The organism is Luteimonas abyssi (assembly GCF_001482195.1).
Taxonomy (GTDB): domain Bacteria; phylum Pseudomonadota; class Gammaproteobacteria; order Xanthomonadales; family Xanthomonadaceae; genus Luteimonas; species Luteimonas abyssi.
This window is the reverse complement of record NZ_KQ759763.1, coordinates 3,312,817-3,328,471: the sequence shown is the minus strand read 5'-3', so window position 1 is coordinate 3,328,471 and position 15,655 is coordinate 3,312,817. Positions and strand designations below refer to the sequence as shown.

Sequence of the window (15,655 nt, the reverse complement as noted above, 5' to 3'; positions counted from 1 at the left end):
GTGGGTGGTCAGGGGCGCAGCCAATTGTTGGAGACGGCCAGCATCGACAGCAACTGCACGCTGTCGCTGTAGTAGTCGTAGCCGTTGCTGGCGGCCATCTGGTTCCAGAGCCGGTCGAGCCACGCCTGCGCGCCCGGGTCGTTCATGGCGGCCACCGCGAAGGGTGCGGTGAAGAACATGCTGCTGTACTCGAATGACGGTGTGCCGTCGAGCCGGTAGCCGGCACGTATCCGGGTCGGATCCCCATCGGTGTGGGCGCGGATCCACTGGCTGAGGCGCCGAGCCGCATCGCGCGAGCGGACGTCGCCACTGACGGCGGCATCGATGCCGATCCGCCAGGGCACGCGTCCTGCGTTCCAGGAATAGGTGCCGTCGGTGTCGGCCTCGAGAAAATGCGGTGGCGCCGGGCGTGGGTCGAGATGGGCATCGACGATGAAGTCGGGCAGCAGGCCGGTGGCCGGCGCGAAGTCGCGCTGCATGCGCCCGAGCAGCGTCTGGTGGTCGTCCAGGATCGAGCTCCAGTCGCCGCCGCGGCGCGCGGCGAATGCGCGGAAGTGGCCCGGCATCCAGTCCGAACTCCGGGTGGCGTTGTAGTACTGCGGCGAGCCGGGATGGACCCAGTCGCCGAGATTGACCAGGCGGCTGCTGGGATGGATGTTGCTCGTCCGGATCGCGTCGATCACCCGCCGGGCTTCGCCGGCGTAATCGATCGCCCCGCCCGAGCCCCACTGCAGATCGGCCAGGAGCAGGGCGTAGGCGATGTCGAGATCGCCGTCGGTGGCCGAACTGGCGCCGCCGACATTGCGGCACTGCGCGTCCTGCGCCCAGGCCAGCAGGTCCGGGTTGGCGGTGCTGGGATGGCGACGGTTGTACCGGTGCAGGCCGTCGAACAGGACCTGCGCGTCGGGATCGTGGCCGGCCATCATCACAGCGATCAACATCCCGTAGCCCTGACCTTCGGACACGGTGTGGGCGGTGGCCGTGTCGGCCTTGACGCGGTAATCGCCGGGCTGGCACCCCGGTACCAGATAGCGGGCCTTCCAGATGCCGTAGAACCTGGCCGTCGCCTGGTCGGCCGCGGCGCGACCCACACCGGGCTGGAGAGTGCCGGATGCGTAGGACTGGCGATGGCTGCCGAACGGGTGGCTCGGTGCGGCGGACGCGAGGCCCGGCAGGATGAGCAGCAGTGCGAGCAGGACTGCCACGCCTGCTGCGTACGGTCGGGACACGCTCATGGGGATCTCCGGTCTGACGGGAAAGGGCCGGCAGGTCGCGCGGTGTGCTGGCATCGAGTCGCGAGGCGGCCGAAGGCCGCCCTTTGACCGCAGGCTACGAAAGGCATTCCCTGAATATCGTGACACCGTCCCCGGAACCGGGGGCGAGGGCGCTGTGATGGCCGCACCGGCGGTGATGGAGGAGGGTGGTCGTGGCGTGCCGCCCGCGCGCGGCGACGGCGGCTCAGGTGGATCTGCGTGCGCCGCCGCGCATGGCGAGCCAGCACAGCGCGACGGTCGTGGCGTCGCCCAGCGCGGAATGTCGACCCAGGACGGGCACGCCCAGCGTGTCGGCAATGTGCGCGAAGCCGAGGTTCGGCGGAACGTCCGGCCGCGCGCGCCGTGCGCGCCGGGCGAATGCATCGGCCAGTTCGATGCGGGGATGCGGCAGCGTGAAGCCGGTGATGGCCCTGACATGTGGCGCCAGCATCGCGAGATCGAAACCGAGGTGGTAGCCCAGCAGCGCACGGCTGCCCACCCAGTCCAGGAACTCCCGGACGGCAGGCGTCACCGCCACGCCGTCCGCCGCTTCGTCCGGCAGGATGCGATGGTGCCGGATCGACGTGATGTCGAACGCGCGGTCGGGGCGGATGCGCCGCTCGAAGCGTTCCGACAGGACGACCCGCCCGTCGCGGACGGGAACGGCCGCCAGGCTGAGGATATGGTCGTGCAGCGGATCGAGCCCGGTGGTTTCGAGGTCGAGGCTGACCCACTCGTCTACGGGCGGCGGCTGCAGCAATGCCGCCCACGGCCCCTCGCCATACCGACGTCGCAACCACCATCGATGGAGTGCGGACACGATGGAATCAGTCCGGGAGGTGGAACGTGCGGCGCACGTGCTCGCGGAAGTCCTTCACCACGTGCAGTGCATCGCGCAGAAGCTCACGGTCGAGCCTGCGCAGCTGACCGATGTCGACATGGTTGTCCGGGCTGCGGCCGGCTTCGAGGGCGGCCAGCTGCGCATCCAGCCGCATCCGGTGGAAGACGTTCAACGCTTGCGGCAGATCCCGGCCGAGGTCGGCCGGAAGCAGCGCGCGGGCGGCAAGCGCCTCGCATCGTTCGATGCTGTCGGTGGCGGCGATGCCGTGACGCAGGGCCAGGCAGCGCAAGCCATGCACCACGGGAAAGATGCCGCCCTTCTTGAGGTCGATTCCGTGGGCGCCACCGCGCACGCGGCCGAAGAACGTCAGCGGCGTGGTGAAGTCGAGTGCGGACGCGGCCAGGTGATGCAGCAGGATGTCGTCCTGGCCGAGCGACATCAGGCCGAGCTTGACCGGTGTGAACAGCGATGCATTACCTGCGACCGGTCGCCCGTCCAGCGCGATCGAAAGATCCAGCGCAGCGTCGCCCCCGTAGCGGCTGCGCCAGTGGTCGATCCGTGCCCGCCACTGTGTCGTGGTCAGACGCCAATGAGAATTGCTCACCATGACGCCGCCGGGGCACGGCGGATAGCCGAGTCGTTCGAGCGTGGTGGAGAAGCGCGCCATCGCGTCGGCGAGTCCCGGCCAGTCGAGTTCGTCGGCGACGACGAGGGCGTTGTCCTGGTCGGTCTTGAGCAGCTGCTCGCGGCGTCCCTCGCTGCCCAACAGCAGCAGGCAGACGTGATCGCGATGGATCTCGGGCACCACGAGGTCGAAGATCTGGCCCATCACGCGACTGTTGAGCGCGCTGACGAGTGCCATGAGATACGGCATTCGGGCACCGTGAACGGCGAGATGGCGCACGAGCCCGGTCATGCCCGAGGCCGCCGCGACGATATCGTCGAGACTGCGTGCACGGGCCAACTGCAGCGTGATCAGGTGTGAGTGGCTGGCGACGTGGGAGAGCACCTCGGCGATGCCGAGCGTGCCCGCAATGCTGCCGCGGTCGCGGACCACGACGCGGTCGATCCGCCGTTCGGTCATCCCGATCAGCGCCTGGAACAGGACGTCGCCCGTATCGACGCTGATCAGCGGGCGATTGGCGAGTCCGCCTACCGGCGTTTCCAGCGGGAACCCCTTGAGCGCGATCGCCTCGAGCAGATCCGTGCGGGTGAGCATGCCCGGTTCGTCGCAGGCGGGATCGTCGACCAGCAGGCAGTCGACATTTCGCCGGCTCAGCTCTGCGGTGGCCTCGGCGATCGAGGTCACCGACGCGATGCGCTCGGCGGGTGCGAGCTGCGCCTCGGCCACCCGCGTGAGCATGACTTCGGGTGTCACGCTCCGCTCGGGGCCCGATGCCGCCAGACGTCCTTTCGTCGCGAGACCTTCATTGAAGTAGGCGGCAAAGCGCGGGTTGTCGTCGATCAGCCGGCGGAACAGGGCGGCCGGAATGAGGAAGCTCAGACAATCCGTGTCGGTGCGGTAGCTCAGGCGCGCGCGGCCGGCCATGACCGCCCATGCACCGAACACATCGCCCGGCCCGTAGTCGGCAAAACGGCGCTCGCCGCCGTGGGCGTCGAGCTGGTACGCATGAACCAGGCCTTTGAGAATCACGTAGGCGTGCGGGGACGCCTTGCCCGCCTCGATCAGTGTCGTGCCAGCGGGGTGGAAACCCAGGTCGACGCCGGCCTGCAGCCGCTCGCGCCCAGCGTCGTCGAGCAGATCGAACGGAGGGTGGTCGAGATCCAGGCCGGGGACCGAATCCATGAGCTAGCGTCGCGCGGTGTTCACGGGCTCATTGCCTGCAGGCGGTGCGCAGGAGCGTGTCGTCGGCGGGCAGCGTCACCCAGCGCGCATTGCGTGGTGCGCCGTCGTCACCGAGCGTCACACCGTCGACCAGGTCCGCGCGTCGACGCCCGGGGCAGTCGAACACGGATGCGAACTGGCGCGTCGGCTCCCAGCGGCCGGCCAGGATGATCTGGCTGAGCACCTGGCCGGGTCGGTCGGTGTGATGCCGGTCGAGGCGGCGGTCGATCGCGATCAGCCGGGTCGTCAACGGCACCGCGTAGGTCCAGGGGCGGTACCAGCTGCGCACCTGATGGGTGGAGGCGATCTCGACGCCCTCCGGGAAGCTTCCCGTCGTACGGTCCAGCCAGGAGTACTCCAGCCAGATCGCCATCGCCAGCATGCCGGCACCGGCCGACGCGGGAATGATCCATTTCGGCAGCCGCTTGCCGAGCACGAAGTTGAGCGACAGCGCGATCCCGGCCACGCCGAAGCCGGCGGCGATGATGGCAATGAGTTCCAGCAGCATGAAGGCTCCCGAGTGCGATGGCGGCGGGCCGGATCGCCCGATTGTAGTCCGGGCGTTTCACAGCGCGCGCCGGTGGCCGACGCACAGTTCCAAAGGAACGGCCCGCCCCCGTTGCCGGGGACGGGCCGTCGTTTCAGCGCAACCGCTGGATCAGTGATGGCCCGTGGACGCGCCGGCTCCGCGGGGGATACGGATGTCCTCGACCAGGTGCTGGATGTGGTCGGGCACCGGCTTGGTCAGTTTCATCGTGATGTAGGCCGCGATGAAGTTCAGGCCGGCACCGACGGCGCCGAAGGCCAGCGGCGAGATCCCGAACAGCCAGTTCTCCGGGGAATCGACGAGCATGTTGGTACCGGAGATGAAGAACCAGCCCTTGTAGGTGAACAGGTACACGCTGGTGGAGATCAGGCCGACCAGCATGCCGACGATGGCGCCGGTGGAGTTCATGCGGGTGGAGAAGATGCCCATCATGATCGCCGGGAACAACGACGATGCCGCGAGTCCGAAGGCGAATGCCACTGTCTGCGCCGCGAATCCCGGTGGATTCATGCCCAGCCAGGTGGCCACCACGATGGCCACCGCCATCGACACACGTGCGGCGAGCAGTTCCCCCTTTTCGCTGATGTCCGGTTTGAGTGTGGATTTGATCAGGTCATGACTGACTGCCGACGAGATCGCCAGGAGCAGGCCGGCGGCAGTTGACAATGCCGCGGCCAGACCACCCGCCGCGATCAGGCCGATCACCCAGCCGGGCAGACCTGCGATTTCCGGGTTGGCCAGCACCAGGATGTCCTGGTTGAAGGTGACCATCTCGTTGCCTTCCCAGCCGCGCTCGGCGGCCACGGTGGCGAACTCCTCGTTGGCGGCGTTGTAGTACTGGATCCGGCCGTCGCCGTTCTTGTCCTCGAACGCCAGCAGGCCGGTCTGCTCCCAGTTGCGCATCCAGTCCGGCCGCTCGTCGTAGGTCACCGACAGTGCCTCGGTGCCTTGCGGGTAGATCGTGGTGAAGATGTTCAGGCGCGCCATCGCACCCACGGCCGGTGCCACGGTGTAGAGCAGGGCAATGAACACCAGCGCCCAACCGGCCGACTTGCGGGCGTCGGAGACCTTGGGCACGGTGAAGAAGCGGATGATCACGTGCGGCAGGCCCGCGGTACCGACCATCAGCGACAGGGTGAACAGCACCATGTTGAGCCGCGACTCGTGCAGGCCGGTGTAGTCGTTGAAGCCCAGGTCGGTGAGGATCTGGTCGAGCGTCGCCAGCAGCGGCTGACCCGACTCGGTGTGGGTGGAGAACAGGCCGAGCTGCGGAATCGGGTTGCCGGTGAGCTGCGTGGAGATGAACACCGCCGGGATGGTGTAGGCGATGATCAGCACGATGTATTGCGCCACCTGGGTGTAGGTGATGCCCTTCATGCCGCCGAGCACCGCGTACACGAACACCACTGCCGACGCGATCAGCAGGCCGGTGTTGGTGTCGACCTCCAGGAACCGCGAGAACGCCACGCCGGCACCGGTCATCTGGCCGATCACGTAGGTGATCGACATCATCAGCAATGCAGCCACCGCCACCAGGCGGGCCGTGCGGCTGTAGAACCGGTCGCCGATGAAGTCGGGCACGGTGAAACGGCCGAACTTGCGCAGGTAGGGTGCCAGCAGCAACGCGAGCAGCACGTAGCCGCCGGTCCAGCCCATGAGATAGGCGGAGTTGCCGTAGCCGACGAACGCGATCAGGCCGGCCATCGAGATGAACGATGCCGCCGACATCCAGTCCGCCGCGGTCGCCATGCCGTTCATGACCGGATTGACGCTGCGTCCGGCGGCGTAGAACTCGGAGGTCGTACCGGCGCGTGCCCAGATCGCGATGCCGATGTAGATCAGGAACGAGCCGACGACGAAGATGAGGTTGATGGTGAATTGATCCATGACCGGGCTCCCTTATTGCTCGTCCACGCCGTACTCGCGATCGAGCCGGTTCATGTACCAGGTGTAGAAAAAGATCAGCGCGATGAAGGTCAGGATCGACCCCTGCTGGGCGAACCAGAAGCCGAGATCCGTGCCACCGAAGCGGATGCCCGCCAGCAGCGGACGCAGAAGAATCCCGAATCCATACGACACCAGGGCCCAGATGCCCATGCAGATGAAGATGATGCGGAGGTTGGCTTTCCAGTAGTTGGCTGCGGTCTTGTCAAGCGTCATGTGGTGATCCCCGGCTCGAAAGATGGGTGTGGCATCCGGCGGTGAACGACGGCGGAAGCGAAGCGTCGGCGCGTCCCTGGATATCGGAAGTGGCGGTGCAGGCGAACGCCGGTATGCGACGCGACCGCGACCGACGGATTAAGCCCGCGAGGCACGCGCCTCGCGGGCGAACGGTCAGAACGTGTAGCGGGCCATCGTGTGCAGGCGGAGCAGTTCGCCGTCGGCGCCGGATTCGAGCGTGCGCTCGCCCCAGATTGCCTCGACGCCGAGATCGAGCTTCGGATACGGCGTCCAGATCAGGTTGGCGTGTGCGGAGTGGACCTTGCGGGTCACGTCGAACCCGGTCCATGCGGTCTCGTTGTCCCACTGCGAACGGGCGTAGAAGACGTTGCCGCGCACGCGATCGCTGAAGACGTGACGCAGGCCCACGTAGCCGGCCCAGCCGCCGAGCGCATCGATGTTGCCGTCGCTGTCGACCATCGCGTCCTGGTTGATCGTCGCCAGGCCGATGTAGCGACCGATGCCGTCGCCGCCGCTGAGTTGATAGCGCAGGTCGGTGCGCTCGCCCATCTTCATCAGGCCGCTGGCGGTCAGGCCGTAGCCGGTGTCGGTGCTGTCGGCGCCGACGACGGGCTCGTACTTGAGCTGGCGCGCCATGCCGGCGACGCTGAAGTGGCCCCAGTCCGCCTTGTGGGTGTAGCGGGCGATGACGTCGGGAATCGCACTGTTGTCGCCGGTGATCACGCGCGGTGCGCCGCCGAACGGCTGCACGGTGGTCTCCGGGCTTTCCAGCGAGACCGTCCACGGGCCATTGGTGTAACGCAGCTGCGGCTGGCGCACGAAGACGATGCCATCGGTCGGACCGACGAAATCGACGGCGTCCAGCAGCGCGCCGGTATCCATGAAGTTGGACCAGGTCTGGCCGGCCAGCCAGTTGTTCCAGCTCACGTAGGCGTGGCGCAGGGTGGCGCCGTAGGTGTTGGTGGCCGCGGTGTTGCCCAGCGAGCCGCCGAAGAAGTCCATCTCCAGCCGGGCCGCGAGCTTGTCGCCGGAGTCGAGCACGGTGCTGGCGTCCAGCCACAGACGCGAGAACTTCATGTGCGCGTCCATGTAGGTGTCCGGGCCGTCGCCGCCGACCGGGATCGCGCCGGGCACGTAGAAATCGCGGCCCGCGGTGCCCTTGGCGATGTCGCCGTCGGTGGTGTGGGTGGCGAAGGCATCCATCCGGATCATGCCGCCCACGGTGAGCGTGGTGCCCGGGTTGGCCTGCGGCGTGAGCGTGGTGGTCTGGATCGGCCGGCTGCCGGCGGGCACGGTCGCGACCGTCGCGGGCGCGGCAGGTGCCGCCGGGGCGGCCTGCGCGGTGCGGACCTCCTGCACCTCGGTCGCGGTCTGCTGCTGTTGCGTCAGCAGCGCCTGGACCTGTGCCTCGAGCTGCGCGATGCGCGCCTCGAGCTCGCGTTCCTTGACGGTCTGCGCCGAGGCCAGGCCGGGTACGGCCAGGGCCGCAGTCATTGCGATCGCGAGCAGGCGCGGTCGCATCATGTGGTGTCGATTTCGAGTCATGCTCCCTCCCAGGTGCGAAACAAGCGGGCGCCCGGCCCACTCCGCCATGCAGACTGCGCGGATGCGGCTTCATCGCCAATTCACCATTGGTCGTAGAACACACGGCCGCTTAGACCATCGTCTAACGGCGACCCCCGCCGGATGCGGCAGACTGTGAAGTCGATGTCCCATCGGAGCGTCCCATGTCCGCATCTCCTGCGATCTATCCCGTCCCTGACGCTGTTGCCGCCGCTGCCGCGATCGGTCTTCAGGACTACGAACGTCTTTACGCCGAGTCCGTCGAGGATCCGGACGCGTTCTGGGGCCGTGCGGCGCAACGGCTGGACTGGTTCACGCCGCCCACCCGGATCCGCGATGTCAGCTACGACCTCGAGGACTTCCACATCCGCTGGTATGCCGATGGCGAGCTCAACGCCAGCGTCAATTGCCTCGACCGCCACCTGGACGCGCGCGGCGACAAGACCGCGCTGATCTGGGAGGCCGACGATCCGGGTACCGAGGCACGCCACGTCAGCTACCGCGAACTGCACGCACGCGTGTGCCGGCTCGCCAACGCCATGCGCAGCCTGGGCGTGGTCAAGGGCGACCGGGTCACGCTGTATCTGCCGATGATCGTCGAAGCGACCGTGGCGATGCTCGCCTGTGCGCGCATCGGCGCTGTGCACTCGGTGGTGTTCGGCGGCTTCTCGCCGGCGTCGATCGCCGATCGTGTCGCCGATTGCGGCTCCAAGCTGATCATCACCGCCGACGAGGGCCTCCGGGGCGGGCGCAAGATCCCGCTCAAGGCGAACGTCGACGCTGCGTTGAAGCTGCCCGGCACCAACAGCGTCGAGACCGTGCTGGTGGTGCGACATACCGGCGGTGCGGTGGACATGCAGATGCCGCGCGACCGCTGGTACGACGCCGTGGTCGACGAGCAGCCCGACACCTGCGAACCGGAGCGCATGAACGCGGAAGACCCGCTGTTCATCCTCTACACCTCCGGCTCCACCGGGAAACCCAAGGGCGTGCTGCACACCACCGGCGGCTATCTGGTGTACGCCAGCTACACCCACGAGGCGGTGTTCGACCTCAAGGACGACGACATCTACTGGTGCACGGCCGATGTCGGCTGGGTCACCGGACACAGCTACATCGTCTACGGTCCGCTCGCCAACGGCGCCACGTCGCTGATGTTCGAGGGCGTGCCGAACTATCCCGATGTCTCGCGCTTCTGGAACGTGGTGGACAAGCACAAGGTCACCATCTTCTACACCGCGCCCACCGCGATCCGTGCGTTGATGCGCGAGGGCGAGGCGCCGGTGAAGGCGACCTCGCGCGCATCGCTGCGCATCCTCGGCACGGTCGGCGAGCCGATCAATCCGGAAGCGTGGCGCTGGTATCACGAGGTGGTCGGCGACAGCCGTTGCCCGGTCGTCGACACCTGGTGGCAGACCGAGACCGGCGGCATCCTGATCGCACCCTTGCCGGGCGCGGTCGACGCCAAGCCGGGTTCGGCCACCAAGCCGTTCTTCGGCATCCGCCCGGCGATCGTCGACGCGCAGGGCGCAGTGCTCGAAGGCGAGGCCGAGGGCAACCTGGTGATCCTGGACTCGTGGCCCGGCCAGATGCGCACGGTGTACGGCGATCATCAGCGTTTCATCGACACCTATTTCAGCGCGTATCCGGGGACGTACTTCACCGGCGACGGCTGCCGGCGCGATGCCGACGGGTACTACTGGATCACCGGGCGCGTGGACGATGTCATCAACGTCTCCGGTCACCGTATCGGCACCGCCGAGGTGGAGAGCGCGCTGGTCTCGCACCCGAAGGTGGCCGAAGCCGCGGTCGTCGGATTCCCGCACGACATCAAGGGCCAGGGCATCTATGCCTACGTCACCCTGGTGGCGGGCGAGAACGGCAGCGACGATCTGCTCAAGGAACTGGTTGCGCACGTCCGCAAGGAGATCGGGCCGATCGCCTCGCCCGACCACCTGCAGTGGGCGCCGGGCCTGCCGAAGACGCGTTCGGGCAAGATCATGCGCCGCATCCTGCGCAAGATCGCCGAGAACGCGCCGGACCAGCTGGGCGACACCACGACGCTCGCCGACCCCTCGGTGGTCGACGCGCTGGTCAAGGAGCGTCGGGTGCCCTGACCCGGTCAGCGCCCGCAGTCCCGGCGGGCGGTCACCGGCGTCGCGTGCGGCAGGGGAGGTGGGCGCGCGCGCCCCGCGCCCCGGCGGTTAAGCTGCCCCGCCGGCTTTCGGGCGGGCTCCGTATTCTTCCTCCGACGTCCACGCCATGACCGCCCAGACCATCCTCGTTGCCGACGACCATCCGCTGTTCCGCGAGGCGCTGCGGGGTGCGGTGTCGCGCACGCTGCCCGACGCGCGCCTGCGCGAGGCGCACGACACGGTGACGCTGTACGCGCTCGTCGAAGAAGAGCCCGACGCGGATCTGCTGCTGCTGGACCTCAACATGCCCGGCGCGCAGGGATTCAGCGCGCTGGTGCATCTGCGCGCGCAGCACCCGCAGCTGCCGATCGTGGTCGTGTCCGCGCGCGAGGAACCGACGGTGATGCGGCGCGCGCTCGATCACGGCGCGATGGGTTTCATCCCGAAGTCGGCCGATACCCAGGTGCTGGGCGAGGCGCTGCAACGCGTGCTCGACGGCGACCGCTGGGTACCGGCTGCGGCCAGCGCGGCACCGGCTGCCAGCGCCGACGAGCACGACGTCGCCGCGCGGGTGAGCGATCTCACGCCACAACAGTTCCGCGTGCTGCAGATGCTCGGCGAGGGCATGCTCAACAAGCAGATCGCCTACGAACTGGGTGTGTCGGAGGCGACGGTGAAGGCGCACATGAGCGCGATCCTGCGCAAGCTGGGTGCGTCCAACCGGACCCAGGCCGTGCTGATCGCGGGTCGGCTGGCGGTGGACCCGACGGCGGTGACCGCGCCGCCGGACAACGGCGAAGAGCCCTGACGGCGAGACGGTCGCGCCCTCACCCCAACCCCTCTCCCGCAAGCAGGAGAGGGGCGATCGCGCCCAGCATGATGTCGCTCGCTCCCTTCTCCCGTCCACGGGAGAAGGTGCCCGAAGGGCGGATGAGGGCGCTCTTCAGGCGCTTGCCGTCCGTCGCGCCCTCACCCCGGCCCCTCTTCTCCCGCAAGCGGGAGAGAGGCGATCGTGCCAGGCGGGCGCGGTTGCGCTCGACGGCGTCCGGGGCGGATCCGATTCAGGCGCTTCGGACTTCGATCGAGATGGCGCCCTAGGACATCCGCTGCCACAGGGCGTGCAGGGCGTAACCGCCGCCGCCGATCAGCACCGAGAAGTAGATCACCGTGCCGATGGTCGCCAGGTGGCCGAGCAGGATCGCACCGCCGTCGCGCTGGATCATGCCGATGGCGTAGAACAGGAGGGCCACGGCCGGGAACGTGTTGCTGAAGGGCACGAAGCCGAACGGCGCCATCAGCAGCAGTGCGGCGAAGATGAAGGCGAGGCTGTTGAAGATGTCCATCGTGCGCCCCTCGGCCAGCCCGGCGAGGCGGCCCGGTCGGCTCACGCGCTCCAGCCGCCGCACCCAGGACAGGCCGCGGGTCAGGCCGTTGCGCAGCTTCTCGGCCGGCAGCCGGCGTTCGCGCAGGCGTGCAGGCAGCCACAGCGGCCGACCGCGCAGGCGGCTGAACCCGATCAACAACAGGGCCGCGCCGAAGACCGTGCTGACGCCGGGGATCGACACCGGGATCAGGAACACCACCGTCAGCAGCATCGACAGCATCAGCAGGCCTTCGCTGCCGATGCGCTCGATCATCGAGCCGAGGCTGAGGTCTTCGCCATCGAGATCGCGGATGATCTGTTCGAGACGATCGCCGAGGCTGGCGCGGTGGTCGGGACGGTGGGCAGGGATGCGATCGGACGCGTGGGGGGGCACGTCGGTCTTCCAGTGGGCGGCGGCGCAGTGTAGCAACGGTCTCAGGGTGCGGGCCGCGTGCGGGTCCGGTGGGTCTGCGCCGCGGCCAGGAACGCCCGCAGCGAGGCCGGCTTCAGCGGCTTGGTCAGCACCCGGTAGCCGCGCTTGCGGGCCGCCTGCTTGAGCGCATCGCTGCCGTCGGCGGTGAGCAGCACGCCGGGAACGCCCGGCACCTGCGCGCGCAAGGCATCCAGGGTATCCAGGCCGTCGAGGCGATCGTGCAGGTGATAGTCCACCACCAGCACGTCGGGTCGCGCGGCGATCGCGGCCAGCGCGTCGTCGACCGTCGTCGCGCACAGCACCTCCACCTGCCAGCGCTGCAGCAACGCGACCATGCCGGCGAGGATGTCCGGGTCGTTGTCCACGCACAGCACGCGCAGGCCGGCGAGCGAGTCGGTCAGGTCCACCGCCGGAACCGCGGGTTGCGGACGCAGGGCCTGGGTCGCGCGCGGGACCACGATGGAGAACATGCTGCCGTGACCGACCCGCGAGCGCGCATCCAGCCGGTGGTCGAGCAGGCGCGAGATCCGCTGGCAGATCGACAGGCCGAGACCCAGCCCGCGCTCGTCCCAGTCGAACGGTTGCTGGTAGCGGTGGAACTCGTCGTAGATCTGGCGCATGTGGTGCTCGGGAATGCCGGGGCCGGTATCCCACACCTGCAACGCCACGGCGTGCCCGCGCGGGCGCACCGCCAGCACGATGCGTCCCTCGCGGGTGTAGCGCAGCGCGTTGGCGAGGAAGTTCTGCAGCACGCGTCGCAGCAGGCGGCGGTCGCTGTGCACCGGCAGCGTACGCGCGTGCAGGCGCAGTTCGACGCCGCGGGCGGCCGCCATCGGCGCGTACTGGGCGGCCAGCTCGCGCATCATTTCCGCGGCGTCGAAATCCGAGCGCTCCGGGCGCAGTGCGCCGGCATCGAGCCGCGACACGTCGAGCAGGCCGTCGAGCAGTTCCTCGGCGGCGCGCAGTGACGTGTCCACACGTTCGGCCAGATGGCGCTGTTCGCCGCCGTCGTGGCTTTCGCGCATCGCCGAGGTGAACAGTCGCGCAGCGTTGAGTGGTTGCAGCACGTCGTGGCTGAGCGCGGCGAGGAAGCGCGTGCGCGATTGCTGCGCGGCTTCCGCTTCACGCGTGCGATCGGTGACGCGTTGCTCGAGGGTCTCGTTGATCTCGCGCAGCGCACGCTCCACGCGCTTGTACTCGGTGACGTCGCTGTAGCTGGTGACGTAGCCGCCGCCGTGCAGCGGCTGGCCGCGCATCTCGATCACCAGGCCGTTGTTGAGCACGCGCTCGGACACGTGCGGGGAGCCCGCACGCATGAAGCCGATGCGCTTGGCGGTTTCCGCGGCCACGGCCTCGTTGCTCAGCTCGCCCAGCTCGCCGCGTTCGGCGTTGTAGCGGATCAGGTCGGCCACCGGTCTGCCGACGTAGAGCATGCCGTCGGGATAGTCGAACAGTTCCTGGTAGCGCCGGTTCCAGGCGACCAGGCGCATGTCGGGGTCGACCACGCTCACGCCCTGGTCGATGTTCTCGAGCGTGGTGGACAGGATCTCGCGATTGAAGCGCAGCTCCTGGCCGGCCTCGTCGAGCACCGCCACCACTTCGCCGAGGTCCATGCCCGAGCCGCGCAGCGAACTGGTGAGCACCAGGCGGGCGGAGGCCGCGCCGATGGCCGACGCGAGCAGACGCTCGGTGAACTGCACCCAGGCGCGGTCGGCCGGTGCCGTCGCCTGCAGGGTCTGGCCCAGCGCATGCGCCTGTTCGAGAAACGCGCGTTGCGCGTGGCGGGCGCCGACGATGCGTCGTGCCAGCACCAGCAGATCGCGGACCTGCAGGCCGCTGCGCCATTCGCCGGCACCGGAGATCCGGCGTTCGGCATACGGGTTGAGGAACGGGACCGCGCGCAGGTGCTCCTCCAGGCTCGGCCGCCAGCGCTGCGACACCACCAGCAGCGTGCCGATGTTGAACAGCAGCGACCAGAACGTGCCGTGGGTCAGCGGGTCCCAGCCGTACATGCCGAACAGTTCGCGCGGCCGCAGCCAGGCCAGTCCGAACGGACCGGTCTCCAGCCAGCCGGCATCGAACCAGCCGGCATCGGTCAGCGACGGCACCAGCAGGGTGTAGGTCCACACCGCGAAGCCGATCAGCATCCCGGCTTCCGCGCCCTGGCGGCTGGCGCCCCGCCAGTAGAGGCCGCCGATCAGCGCCGGCGCGAACTGGGCCACCGCCGCGAAGGCCATCAGGCCGAACGATGCCAGGGTGGCGTCGGTACCGCTGGCGCGGTAGTAGCCGTAGGCCAGGGCGGCGAAGGACAGGATCGCGATGCGGCGGACCCACAGCACGGTGCCGGCGACATCGCGGCCGTGGCGCTGGGTCCAGCCGCGCCGGCGCAGCAGCAGCGGCATCACCAGGTCGTTGCTGACCATCGTCGCCAGTGCGACGCTGGCCACGATCACCATGCCGGTCGCGGCGGAGAAGCCGCCGATGTAGGCGAACAGCGCGAGCAGGTTCTGGTTCTCGGCCAGCGGCAGCGCCAGTACGTAGGTGTCGCCGATCGCGGCGTTGTCGTCGAACAACGCGATGCCGGCCGCGGCGATGGGCACCACCATCAGGCTCACGATCACCAGGTAGCCGCCGAACAGCCAGCGGGCACGGCGGATCTCCGACACGTCGGCGCATTCCACGATGGCGACGTGGAACTGCCGCGGCAGGCAGAAGATCGCGGTGAAGGCGAGCAGCGTCTGGGCGACGAACCCGTCTGCCGGCGCGTTGGCGAACAGCGTGCGGCTGGCATCGACGATGCGCTCGCCGTCGCCCAGCCAGAAGATCGCGAACAGGCCCACCGCGATCAGCGCGACGAGCTTCACCAGCGACTCGAGCGCGATCGCCAGCATCATGCCGGGGCGATGTTCGGTGGCGTCCACCTGGCGGGTGCCGAACAGGATCGCGAACAGCGCCATCAGCGCGGCCACGTACAGCGCCGGATCGCCGAAGCCGCTCTGGCCGATCTGCGGGCCGCCGAGGACATTGAGCGACAGCGCCACGGCCTTGTACTGCAGCGCGAAGTACGGCACCGCCGCCACCAGGGCGATGATCGCCACCATCGCCGCCAGCCGTTGCGAGCGGCCGTAGCGCGCGGCGATGAAGTCGGCGATGGACACGGTGCTCTGCGACTGCGCCACCAGCGCCAGCCGCTCCAGGATCCGCCAGCCGAAGATCAGCAGCAGCAGCGGGCCGAGGTAGATCGGCAGGTAGCCCAGACCGTTGCGCGCGGCGCTGCCGACCGCGCCGTAGAACGTCCACGAGGAGCAGTAGACGGCCAGTGCCAGGCTGTAGACGAGCGGGCGCAGGCCCGCGCGCTGGGCGAACTGCGGATTACGGTCGCCCCACCACGCCGCCAGGAACAGCAGCGCGGCATAGCCCATCGACACCAGCAGCAGGGTCCAGCTCGGCAGCATCGCGGTCGCGTCGGTGAAACCGCGAGTGTAAGTGCGTG

General features: G+C 68.6%; 11 protein-coding genes. 2 read left to right on the top strand and 9 right to left on the bottom strand.

All coding sequences use genetic code 11. From position 1 onward, the window contains the following. Nucleotides 1-8: 8 nt before the first annotated feature. The 7 genes from RG19_RS14385 to RG19_RS14355 all read right to left on the bottom strand — a co-directional run bounded on the left by RG19_RS14385 (nucleotide 9) and on the right by RG19_RS14355 (nucleotide 8,192). Entirely contained in the window at nucleotides 9-1,235 is a 1,227-nt protein-coding gene (locus RG19_RS14385; protein ID WP_202905344.1) for a family 8 glycosyl hydrolase, read from the bottom strand. Nucleotides 1,236-1,458: 223 nt separating this feature from the next. Then, nucleotides 1,459-2,073 (bottom strand): exonuclease domain-containing protein, encoded by a 615-nt coding sequence (locus RG19_RS14380; RefSeq protein ID WP_162267083.1) that lies wholly within the window; start codon nucleotides 2,071-2,073, stop codon nucleotides 1,459-1,461. Between the two features lie 7 nt (nucleotides 2,074-2,080). After that, the gene (locus RG19_RS14375; RefSeq protein ID WP_058835873.1) at nucleotides 2,081-3,901 is read right to left on the bottom strand and encodes a putative nucleotidyltransferase substrate binding domain-containing protein; all 1,821 of its coding nucleotides are present in this window, start codon (nucleotides 3,899-3,901) and stop codon (nucleotides 2,081-2,083) included. Between the two features lie 28 nt (nucleotides 3,902-3,929). Further along, nucleotides 3,930-4,448, bottom strand: coding sequence for a hypothetical protein (locus RG19_RS14370; RefSeq protein ID WP_058835872.1), 519 nt, complete (start codon nucleotides 4,446-4,448; stop codon nucleotides 3,930-3,932). Between the two features lie 150 nt (nucleotides 4,449-4,598). Then, nucleotides 4,599-6,374, bottom strand: coding sequence for a sodium:solute symporter family protein (locus tag RG19_RS14365; RefSeq protein ID WP_058835871.1), 1,776 nt, complete (start codon nucleotides 6,372-6,374; stop codon nucleotides 4,599-4,601). A gap of 12 nt (nucleotides 6,375-6,386) precedes the next feature. Then, on the bottom strand, nucleotides 6,387-6,647 hold the full coding sequence (locus tag RG19_RS14360; RefSeq protein ID WP_058835870.1) for a DUF4212 domain-containing protein: 261 nt from the start codon (nucleotides 6,645-6,647) through the stop codon (nucleotides 6,387-6,389). Between the two features lie 174 nt (nucleotides 6,648-6,821). Continuing rightward, nucleotides 6,822-8,192 (bottom strand): DcaP family trimeric outer membrane transporter, encoded by a 1,371-nt coding sequence (locus tag RG19_RS14355; RefSeq protein ID WP_058835869.1) that lies wholly within the window; start codon nucleotides 8,190-8,192, stop codon nucleotides 6,822-6,824. A gap of 203 nt (nucleotides 8,193-8,395) precedes the next feature. Here RG19_RS14355 and acs point away from each other — a divergent pair, with 203 nt between their 5' ends. Both acs and RG19_RS14345 read left to right on the top strand, forming a co-directional pair. Then, nucleotides 8,396-10,348, top strand: coding sequence for an acetate--CoA ligase (gene acs / locus RG19_RS14350; protein WP_058835868.1), 1,953 nt, complete (start codon nucleotides 8,396-8,398; stop codon nucleotides 10,346-10,348). 145 nt (nucleotides 10,349-10,493) lie between these two features. Next, on the top strand, nucleotides 10,494-11,174 hold the full coding sequence (locus tag RG19_RS14345; protein ID WP_058835867.1) for a response regulator transcription factor: 681 nt from the start codon (nucleotides 10,494-10,496) through the stop codon (nucleotides 11,172-11,174). Nucleotides 11,175-11,460: 286 nt separating this feature from the next. On the opposite strand, the gene RG19_RS14340 is transcribed toward RG19_RS14345, so the two are convergent. Further along, the gene (locus RG19_RS14340; protein WP_238376654.1) at nucleotides 11,461-12,123 is read right to left on the bottom strand and encodes an exopolysaccharide biosynthesis protein; all 663 of its coding nucleotides are present in this window, start codon (nucleotides 12,121-12,123) and stop codon (nucleotides 11,461-11,463) included. A 41-nt stretch (nucleotides 12,124-12,164) separates the two neighbouring features. Continuing rightward, nucleotides 12,165-15,617 carry a hybrid sensor histidine kinase/response regulator gene (locus RG19_RS14335; protein ID WP_058835866.1) on the bottom strand — a complete coding sequence of 1,151 codons (3,453 nt, stop codon included), beginning with the start codon at nucleotides 15,615-15,617 and terminating at the stop codon, nucleotides 12,165-12,167. Nucleotides 15,618-15,655 lie beyond the last annotated feature (38 nt).

Bases quoted from the DNA above. Each gene is read 5' to 3' on its own strand.
- RG19_RS14335 (WP_058835866.1), bottom strand. From the start codon at position 15,617: ATGCTGCCGAGCTGGACCCTGCTGCTGGTGTCGATGGGCTATGCCGCG.
- RG19_RS14345 (WP_058835867.1), top strand. From the start codon at position 10,494: ATGACCGCCCAGACCATCCTCGTTGCCGACGACCATCCGCTGTTCCGC.
- RG19_RS14365 (WP_058835871.1), bottom strand. From the start codon at position 6,374: ATGGATCAATTCACCATCAACCTCATCTTCGTCGTCGGCTCGTTCCTG.
- RG19_RS14360 (WP_058835870.1), bottom strand. From the start codon at position 6,647: ATGACGCTTGACAAGACCGCAGCCAACTACTGGAAAGCCAACCTCCGC.
- RG19_RS14370 (WP_058835872.1), bottom strand. From the start codon at position 4,448: ATGCTGCTGGAACTCATTGCCATCATCGCCGCCGGCTTCGGCGTGGCC.
- acs (WP_058835868.1), top strand. From the start codon at position 8,396: ATGTCCGCATCTCCTGCGATCTATCCCGTCCCTGACGCTGTTGCCGCC.
- RG19_RS14385 (WP_202905344.1), bottom strand. From the start codon at position 1,235: ATGAGCGTGTCCCGACCGTACGCAGCAGGCGTGGCAGTCCTGCTCGCA.
- RG19_RS14375 (WP_058835873.1), bottom strand. From the start codon at position 3,901: ATGGATTCGGTCCCCGGCCTGGATCTCGACCACCCTCCGTTCGATCTG.
- RG19_RS14355 (WP_058835869.1), bottom strand. From the start codon at position 8,192: ATGATGCGACCGCGCCTGCTCGCGATCGCAATGACTGCGGCCCTGGCC.